The following is a 23,324-nucleotide window of genomic DNA, read 5'->3' as shown; positions in this document are numbered from 1 at the left end:
TTTTTGTTGAAAAAACTTAAGAGAAAATAGGGAAATCTCATTTTTTGACTTTTCAAGTGTGACAGAATCGGTTACTATGAATAGGGGAATTTGATCTATTATTATGTTTTACTATAGGAGGAAAATCATGAATTCAGCTTTTTTTGAAGAATTAAAAGCCCGTGGGTTGGTCTACCAAGTCACAGATGAAGAAGCCTTACAAAAACAATTAAATGAAGAATCTGTTAAATTATATATCGGCTTTGATCCAACGGCAGACAGTTTACACATCGGGCATCTACTGCCAATTCTTATGTTACGTCGTTTCCAACAAAATGGTCATGTGCCCATTGCTTTAGTTGGTGGCGGAACAGGCATGATTGGTGATCCATCATTCAAAGATGCAGAACGTAGTTTAAACACACTTGATACAGTGAAAGCTTGGTCTGAAAGTATTAAGGGCCAGTTGTCACGTTTTATCGATTTTGAAGATGAAAAAAATCCAGCGATTCTAGCAAATAACTATGATTGGCTTGGAGAGCTTTCGTTAATTGATTTCTTACGTGATGTGGGAAAAAACTTTACAATTAACTATATGATGAGTAAAGAAAGCGTGAAACGTCGAATCGAAACAGGAATTTCTTATACTGAATTTGCGTATCAATTATTACAAGCGTATGATTTCTTGAAATTGTACGAAACAGAAGGCTGTTTATTGCAATTAGGCGGCAGTGATCAATGGGGGAACATTACTTCAGGGATTGAATTATTACGCCGAGAACAAGAAGTTCAAGGATTCGGCTTAACCATGCCTTTAATTACAAAAGCAGATGGTACCAAATTTGGTAAAACAGAAGGAAACGCAGTTTGGCTAGATGCGGAAAAAACTTCGCCATATGAATTTTATCAATTCTGGATTAACACAGATGATCGTGATGTCGTGAAATTCTTGAAATACTTTACTTTCTTAACATTGGATGAAATTGCAACAATTGAAGAAGAATTTACAGCGAACCCAGGTCAACGTGCTGCGCAAAAAGCGTTAGCCAAAGAAGTGACTACTTTAGTCCACGGTGAAGCAGCCTATCATCAAGCGGTTAAAATTTCAGAAGCTTTATTCAGCGGAGATATCCAAAGCTTAACAGCAGAAGAAATTAAACAAGGCTTTAAAGATGTACCAACGTATGAGGTGCAACCAGAGGATCAATTAAGTTTAGTTGACTTATTAGTTACCTCAAAAATAGAACCATCCAAACGTCAAGCCCGTGAAGATGTTCAAAATGGAGCGATTTACGTCAATGGAGAACGTAGACAAGATTTAGCAGCTGAATTGACAGAAACTGATAAAATCGAAGGACAATTTACTGTGATTCGTCGCGGTAAGAAAAAATATTTCTTGTTAAAATACTAAAAAAATGAAAGCTTGGGACGAAGGTCGTTTAGACAACAGGTTCCAAGCTTTCGCTTTTAAAAAAGATAAATTGGGATTAATTCTGTTACAAAAAACTCTTTTTTACTATTGGGCATATTCAATTACAGATAACTTATGCTATGCTAGAATAAAAAGTGCAGTCGCTATAAGGAGTAGGTTATGAAATCAATTGTCGAAAAGTTAAACTTAACGAAGTATCAGCACCCAGTTATTTTAAATAGACCACAGGGAGAGTATCTATCTGAATTTGCTTCAGCCGCGCAGCAATTACCCTCAGAACCAGTTGAGCTGATTTTTGCATTTGTGAAAACAATGGCGGAATTTCAAGAGATTGTTTCAATGGTGATTGAAGGTCAACATTTAGTAGAAAATGGGTTGTTATATGTGGCTTATCCGAAAAAAGGCAATAAAATGTATCCAACCTTTGTCCACCGAGATGAAATTTTTCCAACATTACAAGTAAACGAGGCAGATGGGTATATTAAAGGCTCAACCTTAAAATTTAATCGCATGGTTAGTTTAGATGAGACTTTTACGGTTGTCGGCATGAAGAATGTTCTTAAAAAGCTAGCGAAGAATCAGACCAGTTCTGCTGTTGGGGATTATGTTCAATATTTACCGGAAATTGAAGCGTTGGTACAAACAGAACCAGCTGCTGCAGCGACATTCGCTGCATTAACGCCTGGTTATCAAAAAGAGTGGGCGCGGTATGTATTTAGTGCAAAGCGAGCGGAGACACGGAAAAAGCGGCAAACTGAAATGTTAGTCATTTTAAAAGAAGGCTATAAAACCAAAGCGCTTTATCAGCAAAGGAAGAAATAATGGCGCAGTCAATTGAAACAGTTACAGCATACATCGAAACAGTTGAACCAAACTGGCGAATTGCTTATCAGCAAGTATTAGATGTCGTTTCGCAAAATTTGCCAGCAGGATTTGAATTAACAATGCAATATGGCATGCCAACCTTTGTTGTGCCGCTTTCAGTATTTCCAGAAGGCTATCTTAACCGTGGTGATGAACCGTTACCATTTATCAGCTTAGGCGCTACTAAAAGGCAAGTAGCTTTATATCACATGGGATTAATGGGAAATGAAGCCGTCCGAAGTTGGTTTCAAGAAGCCTATCAGGAACAAGTGTCAACAAAGCTAAACATGGGGAAAAGTTGTCTTCGCTTCACTAATCCTAAGCGAATACCCTATGAACTAATTGGCGAATTAGTAACAAAAATCACGCTAGAAGAATGGCTGCAACAGTATCAACACTACCAAAAGAAAAAGAAGAATTATTAGGAGGAACCACATGTTATTAGGATCACACGTTAGTATGAGTGGCAAGAAAATGCTATTAGGCTCTGCCGAGGAAGCGGCTAGTTATGGCTCAACAACCTTTATGATTTATACAGGTGCGCCACAAAACACGCGTCGGAAACCGATTGAAGAAATGAATATTGAAGCTGGGCAAGCTTTTATGAAGGAACACAATTTAAGTAATATCGTCGTTCATGCCCCGTATATTATTAATTTAGGTAATACAATTAAAACGGAAAATTTCGGTTTTGCCGTAGACTTTTTGCGTCAAGAAATTGAGCGAGCACAAGCGTTGGGAGCAACGCAAATCACGTTACACCCAGGTGCGCATGTTGGTGCAGGTCCAGAAGCCGGCATTAAACAAATTGTTAAAGGTCTAAACGAAGTCTTGTGGAAAGAGCAAATCCCTCAAATCGCTTTAGAAACCATGGCTGGTAAAGGAACCGAAATCGGCCGTACGTTTGACGAACTAGCTGCGATTATTGACGGAGTTACGCTAAATGATAAGCTTTCTGTCACTCTGGATACTTGCCACATTAATGATGCAGGTTATAATGTAAAAGATGATTTTGATGGCGTATTAGTTGAATTTGATAAAATTATCGGATTGGATCGTTTAAAAGTTATTCATGTGAATGATTCTAAAAATCCTATGGGCTCACATAAAGATCGTCATGCCAATATTGGCTTTGGCACTATTGGTTTTGAAGCTTTAAACGGTGTGGTTCACCATGAAAAATTAACTGCTTTACCAAAAATTTTAGAAACACCTTATGTCGGAGAAGACAAAAAAAATAAAAAGGCCCCTTACGGCTTTGAAATTGCGATGTTAAAAAATCAAACATTTGATCCAGAATTATTAGAAAAAATTCAAGGACAAAACTGAAGCAACAATCGCTCTTAAAGGTCCTATTGACATTTAAGAGCGTATATTTTTGACTTTTAATCACTATTTTGCAAAAAAATCAGACTTTTTTCATTATTTAAGAGAAATCCCGCAAAAAGAACTTTTCTTTTTTTGCTATTTCTAGTAAAATAATTCATTGAGAGCAAAACTATACGGAGAGGAGAGAGTTTCAATGGCAACAGGTTGGGTAGTATTAATCGCAGTAATCGCTTTATTAGTAGGCGCTGCAGGGGGCTTTTTCCTTGCACGCAAATATATGCAAGATTATTTCAAAAAAAATCCTCCCGTTAATGAGGATATGTTACGCATGATGATGGCATCAATGGGTCAAAAACCGTCAGAGAAAAAGGTTAGACAAATGATGCAACAAATGAAAAACCAAGGAAAATAGTAAAGGTTATTCAGGTAATCATGAATAAGTGTAAAAACGGGCTGATTTTCAGTCCGTTTTTTTGTTGTTTTGCGGGAGAATAGGATAATCTAGGAGGAAAAGAGCGAAACGTTTAATCAAAAACAACAATAACGAAGAAACCTTCTAGCTCGAAAGTAGTCTTCGTAGAACAACAAAGTAAAAGGAGGGACAACTGAATGTCCATATTCAAAAAATTAGGCTGGTTTTTTAAGCAAGAGAAAAAAAGTTATATTATTGGGGTTTTCTCATTAATGATGGTCGCTCTTGTTCAATTAGTCCCGCCCAAAGTTATTGGCGTCGTTGTAGATGAAATCGTTAACAAAGAAATTCGCTTAACGAAAATTATCGTGTGGGTTGCACTCTTGATTGGTGCTGGGCTTGCCCAATATCTTTTTCGCTATATTTGGCGGATGCATATTTGGGGGAGTGCGGCTCGTTTGGAAAAAGAGCTACGGACTCAATTATTTCATCATTTCACAAAAATGGATAGCATCTTTTATCAGAAATATCGGACAGGTGACTTGATGGCGCATGCAACCAATGATTTAAATGCCATCCAAAATGTGGCTGGAGCTGGGATTTTAACGTTTGCCGACTCTGTGATTACGGGAGGAACAACGATTATCGCAATGGTTCTATTTGTCGATTGGCGCTTAACATTAATTGCTTTATTACCGCTGCCTTTATTAGCCGTCACTTCACGAGTTCTAGGTTCTAAGTTGCATGATGCCTTTCGAGATTCACAAGCTGCTTTTTCAGCGATTAATGATAAAACACAAGAAAGTATCACTGGAATTAAAGTCATTAAAACATTTGGGCAAGAAAAAGAAGATCTTGCTGATTTTACAGAGAAAATTGATGATGCTATCGTCAAAAATAAACGAACGAACTTTTTAGATGCACTGTTTGATCCGTTTATTACGCTGATTATTGGTGTTTCTTATGTTTTGACAATTATTATTGGTGGTCGTTTCATCATGGAAGGAACGATTAGTTTAGGTCAGTTGGTCTCTTTCATTGCCTATATTGGGATGCTAGTTTGGCCAATGTTTGCGATTGGGCGCTTATTTAATGTGTTAGAACGTGGGAATGCTAGTTACGATCGTGTGAACGAATTATTACATGAAAAAACGCATATTATCGAACGAAAAGATGCCATCAAAACAATGGCGCAAGGAACAATTTCAATGAAGATTGATTCTTTTTCTTATCCAAAAGAAGAGGCAGTGGCATTGGAAAACATCCAATTTTCGTTGCAAGAAGGAGAAACCTTGGGGATTGTTGGTAAAACAGGCGCTGGTAAAACCACTATTTTGAAGTTGTTGATGCGTGAATATGACCAATACCAAGGAACGATTTCCTTTGGAAAACATAACATTAAAAATTACACATTAGATGCATTGATGGGTGCAATGGGGTACGTGCCACAGGACCACTTTCTCTTTTCCATGACGGTACGAGATAATATTCGTTTTGCTAAACCAGACTTGGAACAAGCAGCAGTTGAACAAGCGGCAGAATTAGCATTTATTAACCAAGAAATTAAAGCATTCCCTGAAGGCTATGACACAATGGTTGGGGAACGTGGCGTTTCGCTTTCTGGAGGACAAAAACAACGGATTTCTATTGCACGGGCCTTGATTGTTGAACCAGAATTGTTAATTTTAGACGATGCCTTATCTGCAGTCGATGCGAAGACTGAAGAGGCGATTTTATCAAATCTAAAAGAAACGCGCCAAGAAAAAACCACTATTATTACAGCGCATCGTTTAAGTAGTGTCATGCATGCAAAAGAAATCTTAGTGTTGGATGAAGGGAAAATTATTGAACGGGGGACGCATCCAGAGTTACTGGCTCAGAAGGGTTGGTATCAGCGGATGTGGGAAAAACAGCAATTAGAAGCGAAAATTGAAGGGAGTGAGAGTTAATGGAAGAAAAGTATCAATCCGAATGGTCCAGAGAGTTACCGCTGAAAGAACAATTAACGATTGTTCAGCGTTTGTTTCGTTTTGCCAAACCGTTTCGACGCATGTTTTACACAGCTATTCTCTTTGCATTTGGCTTATCAATTATCAATATTCTTTTGCCTAGAGTCATTCAAGTTTTTATGGATAATTATTTAACGCCTAAAACTGCTACAATGCAAGTGATTCTAACTTTTGCTGCTATTTATTTCTTTGGTGTCATTGTCAAAAGTATTGCTTGGTTTTTCCAATGGTATTTGTATTCGATGGCTTCTTTAAAAACGTATCAATATATACGAGTGAAATTATTTGAAAAATTACACACTTTAGGTATGCGTTATTTTGATCAAACACCAGCGGGTTCGACGGTGTCTCGTGTTACAAATGACACAGAAACATTGTTTGAATTCTGGTATGTATTCCTAATGGTGATTACAGGAATTTTTGCCGTAATCTCGTCATTTTTTGCAATGTTTCAACTCAGTCCAGAAATTTCATTTTATTGTCTAATTTTCTTGCCAATTTTATTAGTTGTGATTTGGTATTACCAAAAATTTAGTTCAAAATTATATCGCAGTATGCGGGAAAAATTAAGTCAATTAAACACCAAACTAAATGAATACATCTCTGGTATGCAAATCATTCAACAATTTCGCCAAGAAAAGCGTTTGGAAAAAGAATTTGAAGAAACCAATGATGACTATTTAAAAACACGAGTAGCAATGATTCGTATGAATTCGTTATTATTAAGTCCCATCATTAATTTGTTGTATACGTTGGCGATTGCATTGGCCTTAACTATGTTTGGCATCGATGCTTTACATTCACCTGTTGAAGCGGGGATGATTTATGCTTTTGTAACGTATGTCCAAGCTTTTTTTAATCCGATGACGCAAATGATGGACTTCCTAAGTATCTTTACAGATGGGATTGTCGCAGGTAGCCGTATTTTAAAAATTATGGATACGGAAGAATTAACGCCGCAACAATCAGTAGGTGCGAATGGGGAAATTATTCGCGGGAAAATTGAATTTCGCAATGTTACTTTTTCTTATGACGGCAAAAACGAAGTATTGAAAAATATTAGCTTTGTCGCAAATCCCGGGGAAACCGTCGCTTTAGTCGGTCATACAGGAAGTGGTAAAAGTTCAATTATTAATGTACTCATGCGTTTCTATGAATTTTATGAAGGGCAGATTTTAATTGATGATCGTGACATTCGTGATTTTCCCATGACAGAATTACGGGAAAAGATGGGCTTAGTATTACAGGACGCTTTCATGTTTTATGGAGATATTGCTGGAAATATCCGTTTACTGAATCCCAATATTACAGATGAGCAAATTAAACAGGCTGCGGAATTTGTTCAGGCAGATAAATTTATTCACACGTTACCCAATACCTATCATGCGAAAGTCATTGAACGAGGAGCGAGTTATTCTAGCGGACAACGTCAATTAATTTCGTTTGCACGAACGATTGTGACTGATCCCAAAATTTTAGTTTTAGATGAAGCAACCGCTAATATTGATACAGAAACAGAAGGATTGATTCAAGAAGGATTAGCCAAAATGCGTCAAGGGAGAACGACAATTGCGATTGCGCATCGCCTTTCGACGATTCGTGACGCAAACTTGATTTTAGTTTTAGACAAAGGGCAGATTGTAGAACGAGGAACGCACGAAACGTTACTGGCAGAAGGTGGCCTTTATGCGGATATGTATCAGTTACAAAGTACGGAAGTTTAACGTAACAACAGAAAGAGTTAAATAACCCAAACAAAGACATTTAGTGTTAGGAAATTCCTAATTCTAGGTGTCTTTGTAGCTCTTTAAATTGCAAAAAAGAATAGAAATGGTATGATATGAAGAGAGAAAAACAAACGAGGAAGTTAGGTGGAACTGTGAAGCCAGTTATAGTCAAAAATGTGCGAATAGGTGAAGGGAATCCCAAAATTGTGGTGCCCATTGTTGCTCCAACAGCCGAGGATATTTTGGCCGAAGCAACGGCGAGCCAAACACTAGATTGTGATTTGGTGGAATGGCGTTTAGACTATTATGAAAATGTCGCTGATTTTTCCGATGTATGTAATCTTTCACAACAAGTAATGGAACGGTTGGGGCAAAAACCGTTATTGTTAACTTTTCGTACACAAAAAGAAGGCGGCGAAATGGCTTTTTCCGAGGAAAATTATTTTGCTTTGTATCATGAATTAGTGAAAAAGGGTGCGTTGGATTTATTGGATATTGAATTATTTGCGAATCCGCTGGCGGCAGATACGTTAATTCACGAAGCTAAAAAGGCGGGGATTAAAATTGTTCTCTGTAATCACGACTTTCAGAAAACACCGTCGCAAGAGGAGATTGTCGCGCGGTTACGCCAAATGCAAATGCGTCAGGCGGATATTTGTAAAATAGCTGTGATGCCACAAGATGCGACAGATGTACTTACGTTACTTTCAGCAACCAATGAAATGTACACCCATTATGCATCCGTTCCAATCGTTACTATGTCAATGGGACAGTTAGGGATGATTAGTCGCGTAACAGGTCAACTGTTCGGATCGGCACTAACTTTTGGCTCAGCCCAGCAAGCGTCTGCACCAGGCCAACTATCCGTACAAGTATTAAGAAATTATTTAAAGACATTCGAACAAAACAAGTGATTCAGAAGGTGAAAGAAGTGGCAAAGAAAAAAACACAACAAAAAACGAATGCGATGCGCATGGTGGAACAACATAAAGTACCATATAAAGAATATGAATTCGCTTGGAGCGAAGATCATTTAAGTGCAGAAAGTGTCGCTGAAAGTTTAGGTATTGAAAAAGGACGAATTTTTAAAACCTTGGTTACAGTAGGTAATAAAACAGGTCCAGTCGTGGCTGTCATTCCTGGTAATCAAGAATTAGATTTGAAAAAATTAGCGAAAGCTAGTGGCAACAAAAAGGTAGAAATGCTTCACTTAAAAGATTTAGAAGCAACCACAGGCTATATTCGTGGGGGCTGTTCACCAATTGGGATGAAAAAGCAATTTCCCACCTATTTGGCTGAAGAAGCTCAACAATATTCTGCAATTATTGTTTCTGCAGGCAAACGTGGCATGCAAATTGAATTAGCGCCTGAAGCAATCCTTTCGCTAACCAATGGACAATTTGCGGGAATAACGACAGAAGAATAAGTGGTTATAAGAAGAGGTTGAGACAGAACCGTTTATCTGTTTTTAAGCGTGGAGCAAAAAACACTAGGGATTTTTGCTCCACGCTTAACTATCAAATTAATAAAGGAAAAACATTAACTAATCTGTGCTACTTTTTATTGGGATAAAATTTTTGTAATGCTTGCCGTGCAAGCATATCGGCCGCTTTGTTTTGACTTTCAGGTAGCCATTTGATTAAGAGTAAAGGAAAATTCTTTTCTAGTTGTTGATATTCTGCTAAATAAGGCTGGTACTTTTCATTTTTAGCATAGTTTTTTTCAATGGTTTGGACAACAATTTTACTATCTGAGTGGAGAAGAACGGTTTGTTGATTGTCTTCATTGGTAATCGCTTGTTTTAAAGCTTCAATCAGCACTTTAAATTCAGCTTCGTGATTACTAACAATACCTAAAGGCACATGCAATTGTTGCCGCGATTGGTCGGTGAGGTAAACGATACCGCCGCCAGATTCACCTGGATTGCCTTTTGTTGCAGCATCTACATAAATTCTTAACATAAAATTACTCCTAATTTCTTTTTGTTCTTAAAAAAAGTATGTTACTATTATAACATATTTAAATTTAGCGGCGTTGATCCAGAAGTAGTGAGGGCACTTTATGAAAAAACAGAAATTTTATTGGCAGCCAGAATTAGCATCAACAATTATTTACTGGTCTTGCACATTTTGTATATTATTTATTAGTTTAATTTTAGCATTGGAAAATAATGGTCCTTACTTGATTAGTAATCTGGTGATGGTTCCATTTTTTGTGTTTGCTTATCTAGGAATTGCGCGGTCTTTTAACCTGACAGAAACATCTTTAATTGTCAGAGATGTTTTATGGTTTCGTAAAAAAGCACTTCCGCTTTCTCAGATAGAAAAAGTAACCTACAATGAAAAAAGCATCGAAATTTTTTCCTCAGAATTTAAGGAAGGCTCAAAAGTCTTTTTAATGAAAAAGAAAACGATTCCGTTATTTCTTGAGGCGCTTAAGGTAAAAAAGCCTGAATTGAAGGTAGCAGAAGATCATTCTTTGGGCCTTCATAAAAAAGAAGAAAAAAATAAAGAGTGAGTCATAAGTCGAAACGACTGGTGCCCCACTCTCAAAATCTTAAAATAATCAGCTGAAACAAACGCTACGTTTACTTACTTTTTGGAGCTAAGCGCTGTTGGTTCAGCTTTTTTAGTTATCTATTTTTTTGACATGTGCTGCTTGTAGCCCACGATTGCCTTCCATTATCTCGAACTCTACAGATTGATTCTCATCAAGTGATTTGAATCCGTCACCTTCTATAGCAGTGAAGTGGACAAAAATCTCATCTTCTTCGTTGTAAACGATAAAACCATAACCTTTTCTGTTATCGAACCATTTGACAATTCCTTTTTGCATCCAATTCACGCTCCTTTTAGATTTGTAAAGACACTTTCATTATACGAGAAAAGGCTACCAAACGTCAATGGTTGGGTTGTTTAAAAAAGGTTATTCTAGCCATTCTATTCAATACAAGCTATAATTTAAAAGAAACAATGTGTCACAAAGACGATAAAGAATTGAAAAGGGGTCCGTTATGAAGACAGATATTAACATTGCACAAGCAGCAACATTAAAACCTATTCAAGAGATTGCCGAAACAATCGGTCTTTCAGAAGATTCGCTAGAACTTTATGGGAAATACAAAGCGAAAATAGATTTTCCAACGCTTCAATCCTTAGAAGCGAAAACAGAAGGTAAATTAATCCTCGTTACGTCGATTAATCCAACGCCAGCAGGAGAAGGAAAGTCAACCGTGACCATTGGTTTAGGAGATGCATTAAATCAAATCAATAAAAAAACAGTTATTGCCCTAAGAGAACCCTCATTAGGTCCTGTGATGGGGATTAAAGGTGGCGCAACAGGTGGCGGTTACGCACAAGTATTACCAATGGAAGAAATCAATTTGCATTTTACTGGTGATATGCATGCGATTACGACAGCCAATAATGCCTTAGCTGCGTTACTAGATAATCATTTACAGCAAGGAAATGATTTAAAGATTGATTCTCGACGGGTGATTTGGAAACGGGCAGTGGATCTAAATGATCGTGCGCTTAGACAGGTCGTTGTTGGTTTAGGCGGTCCTTTCCAAGGTGTACCAAGAGAAGACGGTTTCGATATTACTGTGGCAAGCGAAATTATGGCGATTCTTTGTTTAGCGCAAAATTTAACGGACTTAAAAGAACGCTTAAGTCGGATTATTGTCGCCTATAATGACCAAAGAGAGCCGGTGACGGTTAAAGATTTAAACGTGGCAGGTGCGCTGACTTTATTATTAAAAGACGCCTTAAAACCTAATTTAGTTCAAACGATTGAAGGAACTCCAGCTTTTGTTCACGGTGGTCCTTTTGCCAATATCGCTCATGGATGTAACAGTATTTTAGCGACAAAAACGGCTTTGCATCTAGGGGATTATGTCGTAACAGAAGCAGGTTTTGGTGGCGACTTAGGTGGCGAAAAATTTTTAGATATTAAAGTACCTTCTTTAGGAAAAGCACCCGATGCCGTTGTGATTGTGGCAACGATTCGCGCGTTGAAAATGCATGGCGGTTTGGCGAAAGATCAGTTAGCAGAAGAAAATTTACCAGCGTTACAAAAAGGCTTTGCCAACTTAGAAAAACATATTCAAAACATGCAACGTTATGATGTACCAGTAGTTGTTGCAATTAATGAATTTACACAGGATACAGAGAAGGAAATTCAACTGTTGAAAGAAGCCTGCCAAGCGTTAGGCGTGCCCGTCGAGTTAACAAGTGTTTGGGCGCAAGGTGGCGCAGGTGGCACGAATCTAGCGAAAACAGTAGTAGCAGAGATTGAAGCCAATACAAAACAGTTTCAACCTTTATATAATCCTCGCCAAACTATTGAAGAAAAAATTCAAGCCATTGTACAAACGATTTACGGCGGGGAACAGGCGATTTTTTCTCCGAAAGCGCAAAAACAAATCGCAGACTTTACAAAAAATGATTGGGATCAATTACCAATCTGCATGGCGAAGACACAGTATTCACTTTCTGACGATCCTCAAAAATTAGGACGGCCAGAAGGATTTACGATTACGATTCGTGAACTAGTTCCAAAAATCGGTGCGGGGTTTATCGTGGCGTTAACGGGTGACATTTTAACGATGCCTGGCTTGCCGAAGGTTCCTGCTGCGTTAAATATGGATGTGGACGAAACGGGTCAAGCGAGCGGTCTCTTTTAAAGCCGCTCTTTCCTGAGACCTATTTTTAGTATATACTTGAAAGTAGCTCAATAAAAAATAATGACGGAAATTTATTGCGTAGTTTATTATAAGGAGCAACGACTATGGGGGAACGAGCAGATACATTTTTAGCACACTTTAATCGCATTGAAAAGTGGATGAGAGAGAGACTGAACAATCCTGTCAACATGGGATTCAGTGAAATGACAAGACGTCTTTCCCGAAAAGAAAAAGGACAGATTGCTCAATTTGAAGAGGATTTGCTTCAAATGGCTCAGTTAAGAAATGCCATCGTTCATGAGCGAATTGCTGATGATTTTGTAATTGCAGAGCCAAACGAATGGGCAGTTCAACGAATTGAAACGATTGAACAAGCTTTAACAAAACCAGAAAAAGTAGTGCCTAAATTTGCGAAACGTGTTACAGCTTTTGAAATCACCACTTCTTTAGAAACGTTATTAACGATTATTGCAAAAAAACAATATTCCCAATTTCCGATTTATGAAAAAGGTGTATTTAAAGGATTAATCACGGTTCGAGGGATTGGTGTATGGTTTGCCATTGAGAGCACCAAAGGCGAAGTTCACATTGCCAACCGAACGGTGCGAGAATTGTTGGCATCAAATTATAAACGCAGCAACTATCAATTTGTTTCAATTGAAGCAACCGTTTTTGAAGTTGAACAAATGTTTCGGGAGCAGCCACGCTTAGAAGCTGTGCTTATTAGTAAAAGTGGCCATCCTAATGGTGAGTTAGTAGGCATTGTTCGACCAAGAGATTTAGCAAGTATTCATAGAGAAAAGGAATGACGCGATTGTTAGTAGTATATTTTTTAATCAGTGCCTTATTAGTAGGGCTTGACCAATGGAGCAAATATTTGACGCTCCAAAACATTTCTTTGGGTGAAACAAAAGAATTCATTCCTGGATTTTTGTCGCTGACCCATTTAAGAAATACCGGAGCCGCTTGGAGCTTATTAGAAGGAAAGATGATATTCTTTTATGTCATCACAGTAATTGTTAGTGTCGTGATTATTTATTTATTAATTAAGAATTATAAAAAAAGTATCTGGTATTCTGTAGGTTTATCTTTTGTCTTAGCAGGTGCCATTGGGAATTTTATTGATCGTGTACGTTTAGGCTACGTGGTGGACATGCTCCAAACGGATTTTATGAATTTTCCTATTTTTAATGTTGCAGATAGTACGTTAGTGGTCGGCGTTATTTGTATATTTATTTATTTGATTTTAGATGAAAAAGCAGCAAAGGAAGGCAAAAATGGAACAAATTAACGTAACGATTCAAACAGAAAAAGGCCGGATTGATAAAGTATTAAGTGAACATTTACCCAATCATTCCCGCTCGCAAATTCAACAATGGTTAAAAGAAAAACACGTAACAGTTAATGGTGAAACGGTCCGCGCAAATTACAAAGTTACAGCAGGCGATGAAATTGTTGTAACAATTCCTGAACCAGAAGTTCTAGATATGGTAGCAGAGGATATTCCTTTGACCATTGTTTATGAAGACAATGATGTGATTGTTGTCAACAAACCTCAAGGCATGGTCGTTCATCCTTCGGCAGGGCATCCCAAGGGTACATTAGTGAACGCGTTACTTCATCATGCGGATCACTTATCGGCGATTAATGATGTGGTGCGACCGGGAATTGTTCATCGAATTGATAAAGATACTTCGGGGCTATTGATGGTGGCTAAAAATGATCAAGCCCATGAATCATTAGCGAAACAGCTAAAAGAAAAAACATCGTTACGTAAATACGTTGCCTTGGTCCACGGTGTTATTCCTCACGATAAGGGAGAGATAAATGCGCCTATTGGTCGTTCCAAGGTTGACCGCAAAATGCAAGCGGTCATTGAAGGCGGTAAAGAAGCAGTCACGCATTTTACTGTTTTAGAGCGTTTTGATGCATTTACCTTAGTTGAATTACAACTAGAAACAGGCCGGACACATCAAATCCGTGTTCACATGAAATATATCGGTTATCCATTAGCTGGAGATCCGTTATATGGACCGAAAAAAACATTGCCTGGCAATGGACAATTTTTACATGCGAAGTTATTAGGCTTTACACATCCTACTACAGGTGAACAATTAGTCTTTGAAGCACCTTTACCAGAAGTTTTTGAAAAAACTTTACACCAATTAAGAAATAATCATTGATTTTTTTCTGAAGAAGAGGTAAACTCTTTTTTAAGAAGAAAAATAACTAAATAACTGTAACCTTTAAGTTTAGTCCCGTGAGGCTAAGAAGGAATCATGCAAAAGAACACTAGGTGCGCTTAGTTAGTAAGTTGTGTGGGCTACATGGTACCCTTGTACCTTTTTAAACTGTAACCAACATCCTCCTATCCTCATACGGGTAGGAGGATTTTTTGTTGGAAAAAATAACAGGACAATTTCAATAAAAACCCACTTATTTTTCAGCTGCTCAATTGAAGGAAGAATCGCTGACCCCAAGACAGCGAGGACGTAGATAAAAAAGAAATGAGGAGGAAATTATTATGCCAAAGAAAGAAGTTGTTGACGCAGTCACAATGAAACGAGCGCTTACTCGAATCTCGTATGAAATTATTGAAAGAAACAAAGGAATTCAAGACATTGTTTTAGTAGGAATTAAAACGCGTGGGATATACATTGCACAACGTCTAGCCGAACGCTTAAAACAATTAGAAGATATTGACGTGCCAGTTGGTGAATTAGATATTACTTTGTATCGTGATGATGTGAAAGATATGGAGGAACCTGAATTACATTCTTCTGACGTACCAGTCTCAATTGAAGGTAAAGAAGTTATTTTAGTGGATGATGTCTTGTACACGGGCCGGACCATTCGTGCTGCGATGGACGCTGTTATGGATTTAGGTCGTCCGAGAAAAATCTCTTTAGCAGTCTTAGTAGATCGTGGACATCGGGAACTACCGATTCGTGCCGATTATGTAGGAAAAAATATTCCAACATCAAAAACTGAGGAAATTATTGTGGAAATGGAAGAGCGTGACGGCGCAGATCGTATTATGATCAGTAAAGGAAACGAATAAAAAGGAGTGAACAACGTTGTCAGAAAAAGAATTTCGAAATGAGGATGCAGTCTTAGATATTAAAGACAGACCGCAAGCTTTTCACTGGGTTGGCCTAAGTTTACAACATTTATTTACGATGTTTGGTGCAACGGTTTTAGTACCAATCTTAGTGGGAATTGACCCAGGGATTGCTTTAGTCAGTTCAGGATTAGGAACAATGGTCTATCTGATTACTACAAAAGGAAAAATCCCCGCTTATCTTGGCAGTAGCTTTGCTTTTATTGCAGCGATGCAGATGTTAATGAAGAGTGATGGTTATCCAGCCATTGCCCAAGGTGCTATGACAACCGGCTTGGTATACCTAATCGTTTCATTAATCATTAAAAAAATTGGTTCCGACTGGTTGGATAAAATTTTACCGCCTATCGTTGTAGGACCTGTCGTGATGGTTATCGGTTTAGGCTTGGCGGCTAATGCCGCAAATAACGCAATGTATAACAACAACGTTTATGATTTTAAATATATTGCCGTAGCCTTAATTACTTTAGGCTTAACCATTTTTTACAACATGTTTTTCAAAGGCTTCCTAGGATTAATTCCAATTCTTTTGGGAATTGTCAGTGGGTACCTAGTCGCTTTAGCTTTCGGAATTATTGATTTAACCCCTATTAAAGAAGCTGCGTGGTTTGCTTTACCGAATTTTGAAGTACCTTTTGTTCAATATGAACCGAAATTGTATTTAAATGCCATTACAACAATGGCACCAATTGCTTTTGTAACAATGACAGAACATATTGGTCATTTAATGGTCTTGAATAAATTAACCAAGCGCAACTTTTTCCAAGACCCAGGCTTATCTAAAACTTTAATGGGAGATGGCTTAGCGCAAATTGTAGCAGGTTTTGTTGGTGGACCACCAGTTACAAGTTATGGTGAAAATATCGGCGTGCTAGCAATTACAAGAGTACACAGTGTCTTCGTGATTGGTGGAGCCGCGGTGTTCGCTGTAGCTTTAGGCTTTGTTGGAAAATTAAGTGCCTTGATTCTAAGTATCCCAGGACCAGTTATTTCAGGAATTAGTTTCGTCTTGTTCGGTGTGATTGCCGCAAGTGGTTTGAAAATCTTAATCGATAATAAGATTAATTTTGATAAGAAAAAGAATTTATTGATTGCTTCAGTAATTTTAGTCATCGGCATTGGTGGCTTAGTCTTCAAAGTAGGAACTTTTGAATTGTCTTCAATGGCATTAGCAACTGTCTTAGGAATTGTTTTGAATTTAATTTTACCGGAAAACGCACGTAGCGAAGAACAGTAGGAGGACTGGACGAATGATTATTACATCTGAACGAATTAGTTTAAAACATCTTTTAACTGCTGAGGCTTTAACCGACCGTGAAGTCATGGGGTTAATCCGTCGCGCAGGAGAATTTAAACAGGGGGCAAAATGGCACCCAGAAGAACGTCAATATTTTGCAACAAACTTGTTTTTTGAAAATAGTACTCGAACACATAAAAGTTTTGAGGTAGCTGAGAAAAAATTAGGCTTAGAAGTGATTGAGTTTGAAGCAAGTAGAAGTTCTGTTCAAAAAGGAGAAACGTTATACGACACAGTACTAACGATGTCGGCAATTGGTGTAGATGTAGCAGTCATTCGTCATGGTAAAGAAAATTATTACGATGAATTGATTCAAAGTAAAACGATTCAATGTTCTATTATTAACGGTGGGGACGGGAGTGGACAACACCCTACACAATGTTTATTGGATCTGATGACTATTTATGAAGAATTTGGTGGATTTGAAGGCTTGAAAGTGGCGATTGTGGGAGATATTACACATTCTCGCGTTGCTAAATCAAATATGCAGTTATTAAACCGTTTAGGCGCTGAAATTTATTTTTCAGGTCCAGAAGAGTGGTACGATCATCAGTTTGATGTCTATGGACAATATGTGCCGCTAGATGAAATTGTTGAAAAAGTCGATGTGATGATGTTGCTTCGCGTGCAGCACGAACGTCATGATGGTAAGGAAAGTTTTTCAAAAGAAGGCTATCATTTGGAATATGGTTTAACCAACGAACGGGCAACTCGTTTACAGAAACACGCAATTATTATGCATCCAGCGCCAGTCAATCGGGATGTTGAACTGGCAGATGAATTAGTGGAAAGTCTGCAATCAAGAATCGTCGCGCAAATGAGTAACGGAGTCTTTATGCGCATGGCAATTTTGGAAGCAATTTTACATGGAAAGGCCTAGGTGGAGAAATGAAGACGTTAATTAAGAATGGAAAAATCATCAAAAAAGAGAATCAATTGATTGAGGCAGCACTTTGGCTAGAAAATGGTGTGATTCACGCAATCGGGGAATCGTTTGACGAAGCAGATTTTGAGCAAGTGTTTGATGCGAACGGGCAACTAATCACGCCAGGCTTGGTGGATGTGCATGTTCACTTTAGAGAACCAGGCTTTACGTATAAAGAAACGATTAAAACGGGTAGTAAAGCTGCTGCTCGCGGTGGTTTTACTACGGTTTGCGCAATGCCCAATTTGAATCCAGTACCAGATACGGCTGAAAAATTAAGTGAGGTTTACGACTTAATTCAAAAAGATGCAGTCGTGAAAGTTTTACAATATGCCCCCATTACAGAAGAGCTACGGAGTGAAGTTTTAACCAATCAGAAGGCCTTAAAAGAAGCGGGCGCCTTTGCATTTACGAATGATGGTGTTGGTGTCCAAACGGCAGGAACGATGTACTTAGCCATGAAAGAAGCGGCTGCATTAAATATGGCACTTGTTGCGCACACGGAAGATGAATCTTTATTATTTGGTGGTGTGATGCATGAAGGAGAAGTTTCTAAGAAATTAGGCCTACCAGGGATTTTAAGTGCAACGGAAGCTTCACAAATTGCTCGGGATATTACTTTAGCGAAAGAAACAGGCGTTCATTATCATGTTTGTCATGTTTCAACAGAAGAAAGCGTGCGCGTTATTCGAGATGCTAAAAAAGCAGGGATTCACGTAACAGCCGAAGTTTCGCCACACCATTTAATTTTAGTCGATGAGGATATTCCTGGTGACGAAGGGTTTTGGAAAATGAACCCGCCATTACGTGGTTTAGCAGATCGACAAGCATTGATTGACGGCTTGTTAGATGGCACGATTGACTGTATTGCTACCGACCATGCGCCCCATGGTTTAGAAGAAAAACAACAATCATTTTTAAACGCACCTTTTGGTATTGTCGGTAGTGAAACGGCCTTCCAATTGATTTATACGAACTTTGTCGAAACAGGCATTTTCACATTAGAACAAGTGATTGATTGGATGGCAGTGAAACCGGCAGAAATTTTTGGATTAAACGCAGGAACACTAACAATTGGTGCACCAGCAGATATTGCAGTTTTTGACTTAGCAACAGCTGCACCAATTGATGCAGAAGCATTTGAATCAATGGCTGTCAATACACCATTTACAGGGTGGACAGTCAAAGGAAAGACACTTATGACATTTGTTGACGGAGCATTAGCTTGGTCGGAGGAGGCGCAATAGGTTTGAAAAGGTTATTGATTTTAGAAGACGGAACAGTATTTGAAGGAAAAGCGTTTGGTGCAGAAGGCAATGTAGTAGGAGAAGTTGTTTTTACTACTGGCATGACAGGTTACCAAGAAGCAATTACTGACCAAAGTTTTAATGGACAAATGATTACTTTTACGTATCCATTAGTTGGAAATTACGGGGTCAACCGAGATGATTATGAATCCATTGCACCAACCTGTAAAGGTGTCATTGTTAAAGAGCATGCGCGGGTTGCTTCAAATTGGCGTCAACAAATGACCTTGGATGAATTTTTAAAGCGCAAAGGGATTCCGGGAATTTCAGGAATTGATACGCGTGCGCTGACTCGTAAGTTACGATCAGCTGGAACAATGAAAGGGAGTATCATTGATGCCGTGGATGATTTGCCGCATGCGTTTGATCAATTAAAAGCGACAGTCATGCCGAAAAATCAAGTGGCACAAGTCTCCACCACTAAACCTTATCCGAGTCCAGGTATTGGGCGTAATGTAGTCGTCGTTGATTTCGGGTTGAAACATAGTATTTTGCGAGAATTATCAAAACGGCAATGCAACTTAACCGTGTTGCCTTATAATACAACGGCCGAAGAGATTTTAGAATTAAGTCCCGATGGTGTCATGTTGACAAATGGGCCTGGAGATCCCAAAGATGTGCCTGAAGCTATTGAAATGATTCAAGAAATTCAAGGAAAAGTTCCAATTTTCGGCATCTGCTTAGGTCATCAGTTATTTTCATTAGCAAATGGTGCGGATACGTATAAGATGAAGTTTGGACATCGTGGTTTGAATCATCCTGTACGAGAAATTGCAACAGGACGCATTGATTTCACTTCACAAAATCACGGATATGCCGTGGATGAAGCAACAATTGATCCAGAAAAATTACTTGTGACCCACGTGGAAGTCAATGATGGAACGGTTGAAGGCGTGCGTCATCGAGATTATCCAGCTTTTACTGTGCAATATCACCCAGATGCGGCTCCAGGACCGCACGATGGTCTTCATTTATTTGACGAATTTATGGAATTAATGGATGCATGGAAGGAGCAAAACTAATGCCAAAACGAACGGACATCAAGAAAATCATGGTGATTGGTTCAGGACCAATCATTATTGGACAAGCAGCAGAATTTGACTATGCAGGCACACAAGCCTGTTTAGCGCTAAAAGAAGAAGGGTATGAAGTTGTCTTAGTAAACTCAAATCCAGCGACTATCATGACCGATAAGGAAATCGCGGATCATGTTTATATCGAACCGATTACTTTAGAATTTGTTTCAAGAATTTTGCGAAAAGAACGTCCTGATGCTCTTCTACCAACATTAGGTGGTCAAACTGGATTAAATATGGCGATGGAATTATCGGAATCAGGAATTTTAGATGAGCTAAATGTAGAATTGCTAGGAACAAAGCTCAGTGCGATTGACCAAGCGGAAGACCGTGATTTATTTAAACAATTGATGGAAGAATTAGAACAACCGATTCCAGAAAGTGAAATTGTCAATACGGTGGAACAAGCCGTGGCTTTTGCCAAACGAATTGGCTATCCAATTATCGTTCGTCCCGCATTTACTTTAGGTGGAACAGGCGGCGGCATGTGTGATACGGAAGAAGAACTCCGCCAAATTGCCGAAAACGGTCTGAAATTATCACCAGTTACACAATGTTTAATTGAAAAAAGTATTGCTGGTTTTAAAGAAATTGAATATGAAGTGATGCGTGATTCGGCTGATAATGCGATTGTGGTTTGTAACATGGAAAACTTTGATCCTGTCGGCATTCACACTGGGGATTCGATTGTTTTTGCTCCGAGTCAAACCTTATCAGATTATGAATACCAAATGTTGCGAGATGCGTCTTTGAAAATTATTCGTGCATTAAAAATTGAAGGTGGCTGTAATGTTCAATTAGCTTTGGACCCGCATAGCTTTAATTATTATGTGATTGAAGTGAATCCTCGTGTTTCTCGCTCATCTGCACTTGCTAGTAAAGCCACAGGGTATCCCATTGCGAAGTTAGCCGCAAAAATTGCTGTTGGTTTAACATTAGATGAAATGAAAAATCCAGTTACTGGAACCACTTATGCCGAATTTGAACCGGCTTTGGACTATGTTGTTTCCAAAATTCCTCGTTGGCCTTTTGACAAATTTGAAAAAGGTGCTCGAGAACTAGGAACGCAAATGAAAGCAACCGGGGAAGTCATGGCAATTGGCCGCAATATTGAAGAATCCTTATTAAAAGCAGTTCGTTCTTTAGAAATTGGTGCTTATCACAACGAGTTAGAAGAACTAAGTCATGTCAGTGATTTAGAATTAACGAAGAAAATGGTCCATGCGCAAGATGATCGATTGTTCTACTTATCAGAAGCCATTCGCAGAGGATATAGCATCGAAGAATTACAAAGTTTAACGAAAATTGATTTATTCTTCTTGGATAAACTTTTACACATTATCGAAATTGAAACAGCCCTTGAAAGTCACGTGGACAACGTAGCTGTTTTGAAAGAAGCCAAACAAAATGGTTTTTCTGATCGGAAAATCGCAGCACTTTGGGGACAAACAGAACAAGCCATCGCTGACTTCCGCAGAGCCAATCAAATTGTGCCCGTCTATAAAATGGTGGATACGTGTGCTGCAGAGTTTGAATCACACACGCCTTATTTTTATAGCACGTATGAAGTGGAAAACGAAAGCAATGTTTCGAAAAAGCCTTCTGTACTAGTATTAGGTTCTGGTCCCATTCGCATTGGTCAAGGGGTCGAGTTTGATTATGCAACGGTTCATTCTGTCAAAGCGATCCAAGCGGCTGGTTATGAAGCAATTATTATGAATAGTAATCCTGAAACAGTTTCAACAGATTTCTCTGTTTCTGATAAATTATACTTTGAGCCATTAACTTTAGAAGACGTCATGAATGTGATTGATTTAGAAAATCCGATTGGCGTGATCGTCCAATTTGGTGGACAAACAGCGATTAATTTAGCTGAGCCGCTCACAAAACAAGGCGTTAAAATTCTTGGAACAACGATTGAAGATTTAGATCGTGCGGAAAATCGTGATTTATTTGAACAAGCTTTGCAAGAGTTAGCGATTCCTCAACCACCAGGAGATACGGCCACAAGTGCAGAAGAAGCAGTCGTGATTGCTGATCGTATCGGCTATCCCGTTTTAGTTCGTCCAAGTTATGTTTTAGGTGGTCGTGCAATGGAAATTGTCGAAAATCAAAAGGATTTGGAAGATTATATGCGACATGCAGTCAAAGCTTCTCCAGAACATCCTGTCTTGGTTGATAGCTATTTATTGGGACAAGAATGTGAAGTTGATGCCATTTGTGATGGTGAAACAGTACTAATTCCAGGGATTATGGAACATATTGAACGAGCTGGCGTGCATTCTGGTGATTCAATGGCGGTTTATCCACCGCAGTATCTTTCTCAAGAAATTCAAGCAACAATTGCCGATTATACAAAAAAACTGGCACTTGGTTTAAACTGTGTAGGTATGATGAATATTCAATTTGTTATTCATGAAAATCGTGTTTATGTGATTGAAGTGAATCCTCGTGCGAGTCGAACAGTTCCTTTCTTAAGTAAAATCACAGGGATTCCGATGGCCCAAGTTGCTACAAAAGCGATTCTTGGTGAGAAACTGACTGACCTAGGATATCAAGATGGATTATATCCTGAAAGTAAACAAGTTCATGTGAAAGCCCCTGTATTCTCCTTTACGAAACTACAAAAAGTAGATACGTACTTAGGGCCTGAAATGAAATCAACTGGGGAAGTTATGGGTAGTGATTATTATTTAGAAAAAGCCTTGTATAAAGCCTTTGAAGCATCTGGCTTGCATTTGCCAAGTTATGGGGCTGTACTTTTCACCATTGCTGATGAAACAAAAGAAGAGGCGTTAGAAATTGCTAAGCGTTTTTCAGCAATTGGCTATAGTTTAGTCGCAACGGAAGGAACCGCTGACTTTTTAGCGAAGCATCAGTTGCCTGTTAAGAAAGTGACGAAAATTTCTAATCCTGAAGGGGAAACCGTGCTGGATGTCATTCGTAATGGGAATGCACAAGTGGTAATCAATACCATGGATAAAAATCGTTCCAGTGCCAACCAAGATGGGTTTTCAATCCGTCGGGAAGCAGTCGAACATGGGATTCCATTGTTTACCTCACTTGACACAGCAAATGCGATTTTAAAAGTTTTAGAATCAAGAGCCTTTACGACAGAAGCCATTTAAGCAAAAATCTGGAACAATCGTCTGAGGAGGACTG

The 23,324-nt window shown here is 38.6% G+C and carries 23 protein-coding genes; 21 read left to right on the top strand and 2 right to left on the bottom strand.

Annotated features, from left to right (window positions below):
• Positions 1-127: 127 nt before the first annotated feature.
• The 10 genes from tyrS (at position 128) to ybaK (ending at position 9,178) form a co-directional block, all read left to right on the top strand.
• Positions 128-1,390, top strand: coding sequence for a tyrosine--tRNA ligase (gene tyrS, locus IGL32_RS06925; RefSeq protein WP_002357324.1), 1,263 nt, complete (start codon positions 128-130; stop codon positions 1,388-1,390).
• Positions 1,391-1,394: 4 nt separating this feature from the next.
• Entirely contained in the window at positions 1,395-1,574 is a 180-nt protein-coding gene (locus IGL32_RS06920) for a hypothetical protein (RefSeq protein ID WP_002365741.1), read from the top strand.
• Positions 1,571-2,233 (top strand): YdeI/OmpD-associated family protein, encoded by a 663-nt coding sequence (locus IGL32_RS06915; protein WP_010777675.1) that lies wholly within the window; start codon positions 1,571-1,573, stop codon positions 2,231-2,233. The genes IGL32_RS06920 and IGL32_RS06915 overlap by 4 nt, the downstream gene beginning before the upstream one ends.
• A complete protein-coding gene (locus IGL32_RS06910; protein ID WP_002369299.1) occupies positions 2,233-2,700 on the top strand; it encodes a DUF1801 domain-containing protein in 468 nt (155 codons plus the stop codon). The genes IGL32_RS06915 and IGL32_RS06910 overlap by 1 nt, the downstream gene beginning before the upstream one ends.
• A 10-nt stretch (positions 2,701-2,710) precedes the next feature.
• The gene (locus tag IGL32_RS06905; RefSeq protein ID WP_002357396.1) at positions 2,711-3,604 is read left to right on the top strand and encodes a deoxyribonuclease IV; all 894 of its coding nucleotides are present in this window, start codon (positions 2,711-2,713) and stop codon (positions 3,602-3,604) included.
• 193 nt (positions 3,605-3,797) lie between these two features.
• The gene (locus IGL32_RS06900; protein ID WP_002357397.1) at positions 3,798-4,016 is read left to right on the top strand and encodes a YneF family protein; all 219 of its coding nucleotides are present in this window, start codon (positions 3,798-3,800) and stop codon (positions 4,014-4,016) included.
• Positions 4,017-4,213: 197 nt separating this feature from the next.
• Complete coding sequence (locus IGL32_RS06895; RefSeq protein ID WP_002379501.1) at positions 4,214-5,965, top strand: ABC transporter ATP-binding protein; 1,752 nt, start codon at positions 4,214-4,216, stop codon at positions 5,963-5,965.
• On the top strand, positions 5,965-7,749 hold the full coding sequence (locus IGL32_RS06890; RefSeq protein ID WP_430600027.1) for an ABC transporter ATP-binding protein: 1,785 nt from the start codon (positions 5,965-5,967) through the stop codon (positions 7,747-7,749). The genes IGL32_RS06895 and IGL32_RS06890 overlap by 1 nt, the downstream gene beginning before the upstream one ends.
• 155 nt (positions 7,750-7,904) lie before the next feature.
• The gene (gene aroD, locus IGL32_RS06885) at positions 7,905-8,666 is read left to right on the top strand and encodes a type I 3-dehydroquinate dehydratase (protein ID WP_002357400.1); all 762 of its coding nucleotides are present in this window, start codon (positions 7,905-7,907) and stop codon (positions 8,664-8,666) included.
• Positions 8,663-9,178 carry a Cys-tRNA(Pro) deacylase gene (gene ybaK, locus IGL32_RS06880; protein WP_025187416.1) on the top strand — a complete coding sequence of 172 codons (516 nt, stop codon included), beginning with the start codon at positions 8,663-8,665 and terminating at the stop codon, positions 9,176-9,178. The genes aroD and ybaK overlap by 4 nt, the downstream gene beginning before the upstream one ends.
• Before the next feature lie 127 nt (positions 9,179-9,305).
• Here the strand turns inward: ybaK and IGL32_RS06875 are convergent, their stop codons facing one another.
• On the bottom strand, positions 9,306-9,713 hold the full coding sequence (locus IGL32_RS06875) for a ribonuclease HI family protein (RefSeq protein WP_002379500.1): 408 nt from the start codon (positions 9,711-9,713) through the stop codon (positions 9,306-9,308).
• Positions 9,714-9,813: 100 nt separating this feature from the next.
• On the opposite strand from IGL32_RS06875, the gene IGL32_RS06870 reads away from it, so the two are divergent.
• Positions 9,814-10,269 carry an EbsA family protein gene (locus tag IGL32_RS06870; protein ID WP_002379499.1) on the top strand — a complete coding sequence of 152 codons (456 nt, stop codon included), beginning with the start codon at positions 9,814-9,816 and terminating at the stop codon, positions 10,267-10,269.
• A 111-nt stretch (positions 10,270-10,380) separates the two neighbouring features.
• Here the strand turns inward: IGL32_RS06870 and IGL32_RS06865 are convergent, their stop codons facing one another.
• Positions 10,381-10,587 carry a cold-shock protein gene (locus IGL32_RS06865; protein WP_002357404.1) on the bottom strand — a complete coding sequence of 69 codons (207 nt, stop codon included), beginning with the start codon at positions 10,585-10,587 and terminating at the stop codon, positions 10,381-10,383.
• 178 nt (positions 10,588-10,765) lie between these two features.
• Here IGL32_RS06865 and IGL32_RS06860 point away from each other — a divergent pair, with 178 nt between their 5' ends.
• The 10 genes from IGL32_RS06860 (at position 10,766) to carB (ending at position 23,290) form a co-directional block, all read left to right on the top strand.
• Entirely contained in the window at positions 10,766-12,436 is a 1,671-nt protein-coding gene (locus IGL32_RS06860) for a formate--tetrahydrofolate ligase (RefSeq protein ID WP_086325789.1), read from the top strand.
• 104 nt (positions 12,437-12,540) lie between these two features.
• Positions 12,541-13,245, top strand: coding sequence for a CBS domain-containing protein (locus tag IGL32_RS06855; RefSeq protein WP_002360173.1), 705 nt, complete (start codon positions 12,541-12,543; stop codon positions 13,243-13,245).
• A 5-nt stretch (positions 13,246-13,250) separates the two neighbouring features.
• Positions 13,251-13,727, top strand: coding sequence for a signal peptidase II (gene lspA, locus IGL32_RS06850; RefSeq protein ID WP_167591369.1), 477 nt, complete (start codon positions 13,251-13,253; stop codon positions 13,725-13,727).
• Positions 13,714-14,619: an RluA family pseudouridine synthase gene (locus IGL32_RS06845; RefSeq protein ID WP_002357408.1), complete on the top strand. Its 906-nt coding sequence runs from the start codon at positions 13,714-13,716 to the stop codon at positions 14,617-14,619. Before lspA ends, IGL32_RS06845 begins: the two co-directional genes overlap by 14 nt.
• A gap of 338 nt (positions 14,620-14,957) precedes the next feature.
• Complete coding sequence (pyrR, locus tag IGL32_RS06840; RefSeq protein ID WP_301280621.1) at positions 14,958-15,497, top strand: bifunctional pyr operon transcriptional regulator/uracil phosphoribosyltransferase PyrR; 540 nt, start codon at positions 14,958-14,960, stop codon at positions 15,495-15,497.
• Between the two features lie 16 nt (positions 15,498-15,513).
• On the top strand, positions 15,514-16,794 hold the full coding sequence (locus tag IGL32_RS06835) for a solute carrier family 23 protein (RefSeq protein WP_002357410.1): 1,281 nt from the start codon (positions 15,514-15,516) through the stop codon (positions 16,792-16,794).
• Between the two features lie 13 nt (positions 16,795-16,807).
• Positions 16,808-17,734, top strand: coding sequence for an aspartate carbamoyltransferase catalytic subunit (locus tag IGL32_RS06830; RefSeq protein ID WP_002357411.1), 927 nt, complete (start codon positions 16,808-16,810; stop codon positions 17,732-17,734).
• An 8-nt stretch (positions 17,735-17,742) separates the two neighbouring features.
• Entirely contained in the window at positions 17,743-19,026 is a 1,284-nt protein-coding gene (locus IGL32_RS06825) for a dihydroorotase (RefSeq protein ID WP_002357412.1), read from the top strand.
• Positions 19,027-19,028: 2 nt separating this feature from the next.
• Positions 19,029-20,108 carry a carbamoyl phosphate synthase small subunit gene (locus IGL32_RS06820; protein WP_002364043.1) on the top strand — a complete coding sequence of 360 codons (1,080 nt, stop codon included), beginning with the start codon at positions 19,029-19,031 and terminating at the stop codon, positions 20,106-20,108.
• Positions 20,108-23,290, top strand: coding sequence for a carbamoyl-phosphate synthase large subunit (carB, locus tag IGL32_RS06815; RefSeq protein WP_002379494.1), 3,183 nt, complete (start codon positions 20,108-20,110; stop codon positions 23,288-23,290). Before IGL32_RS06820 ends, carB begins: the two co-directional genes overlap by 1 nt.
• The last annotated feature ends 34 nt before the right edge of the window (positions 23,291-23,324 follow it).

Origin of the sequence: Enterococcus sp. AZ035 (genome assembly GCF_050548325.1) — a bacterium.
Classification (GTDB): domain Bacteria; phylum Bacillota; class Bacilli; order Lactobacillales; family Enterococcaceae; genus Enterococcus; species Enterococcus faecalis.
This window is presented reverse-complemented; position numbering and strand designations above follow the sequence as displayed.

What these genes read in the sequence shown, in the direction of transcription:
- IGL32_RS06865 (WP_002357404.1), bottom strand. Translation starts at nt 10,587, where the DNA reads ATGCAAAAAGGAATTGTCAAATGGTTCGATAACAGAAAAGGTTATGGT.
- carB (WP_002379494.1), top strand. Translation starts at nt 20,108, where the DNA reads ATGCCAAAACGAACGGACATCAAGAAAATCATGGTGATTGGTTCAGGA.
- IGL32_RS06915 (WP_010777675.1), top strand. Translation starts at nt 1,571, where the DNA reads ATGAAATCAATTGTCGAAAAGTTAAACTTAACGAAGTATCAGCACCCA.
- IGL32_RS06855 (WP_002360173.1), top strand. Translation starts at nt 12,541, where the DNA reads ATGGGGGAACGAGCAGATACATTTTTAGCACACTTTAATCGCATTGAA.
- IGL32_RS06825 (WP_002357412.1), top strand. Translation starts at nt 17,743, where the DNA reads ATGAAGACGTTAATTAAGAATGGAAAAATCATCAAAAAAGAGAATCAA.
- IGL32_RS06920 (WP_002365741.1), top strand. Translation starts at nt 1,395, where the DNA reads ATGAAAGCTTGGGACGAAGGTCGTTTAGACAACAGGTTCCAAGCTTTC.
- IGL32_RS06830 (WP_002357411.1), top strand. Translation starts at nt 16,808, where the DNA reads ATGATTATTACATCTGAACGAATTAGTTTAAAACATCTTTTAACTGCT.
- IGL32_RS06890 (WP_430600027.1), top strand. Translation starts at nt 5,965, where the DNA reads ATGGAAGAAAAGTATCAATCCGAATGGTCCAGAGAGTTACCGCTGAAA.
- IGL32_RS06900 (WP_002357397.1), top strand. Translation starts at nt 3,798, where the DNA reads ATGGCAACAGGTTGGGTAGTATTAATCGCAGTAATCGCTTTATTAGTA.
- IGL32_RS06860 (WP_086325789.1), top strand. Translation starts at nt 10,766, where the DNA reads ATGAAGACAGATATTAACATTGCACAAGCAGCAACATTAAAACCTATT.
- IGL32_RS06895 (WP_002379501.1), top strand. Translation starts at nt 4,214, where the DNA reads ATGTCCATATTCAAAAAATTAGGCTGGTTTTTTAAGCAAGAGAAAAAA.
- tyrS (WP_002357324.1), top strand. Translation starts at nt 128, where the DNA reads ATGAATTCAGCTTTTTTTGAAGAATTAAAAGCCCGTGGGTTGGTCTAC.
- IGL32_RS06845 (WP_002357408.1), top strand. Translation starts at nt 13,714, where the DNA reads ATGGAACAAATTAACGTAACGATTCAAACAGAAAAAGGCCGGATTGAT.
- IGL32_RS06905 (WP_002357396.1), top strand. Translation starts at nt 2,711, where the DNA reads ATGTTATTAGGATCACACGTTAGTATGAGTGGCAAGAAAATGCTATTA.
- IGL32_RS06870 (WP_002379499.1), top strand. Translation starts at nt 9,814, where the DNA reads ATGAAAAAACAGAAATTTTATTGGCAGCCAGAATTAGCATCAACAATT.
- IGL32_RS06875 (WP_002379500.1), bottom strand. Translation starts at nt 9,713, where the DNA reads ATGTTAAGAATTTATGTAGATGCTGCAACAAAAGGCAATCCAGGTGAA.
- IGL32_RS06910 (WP_002369299.1), top strand. Translation starts at nt 2,233, where the DNA reads ATGGCGCAGTCAATTGAAACAGTTACAGCATACATCGAAACAGTTGAA.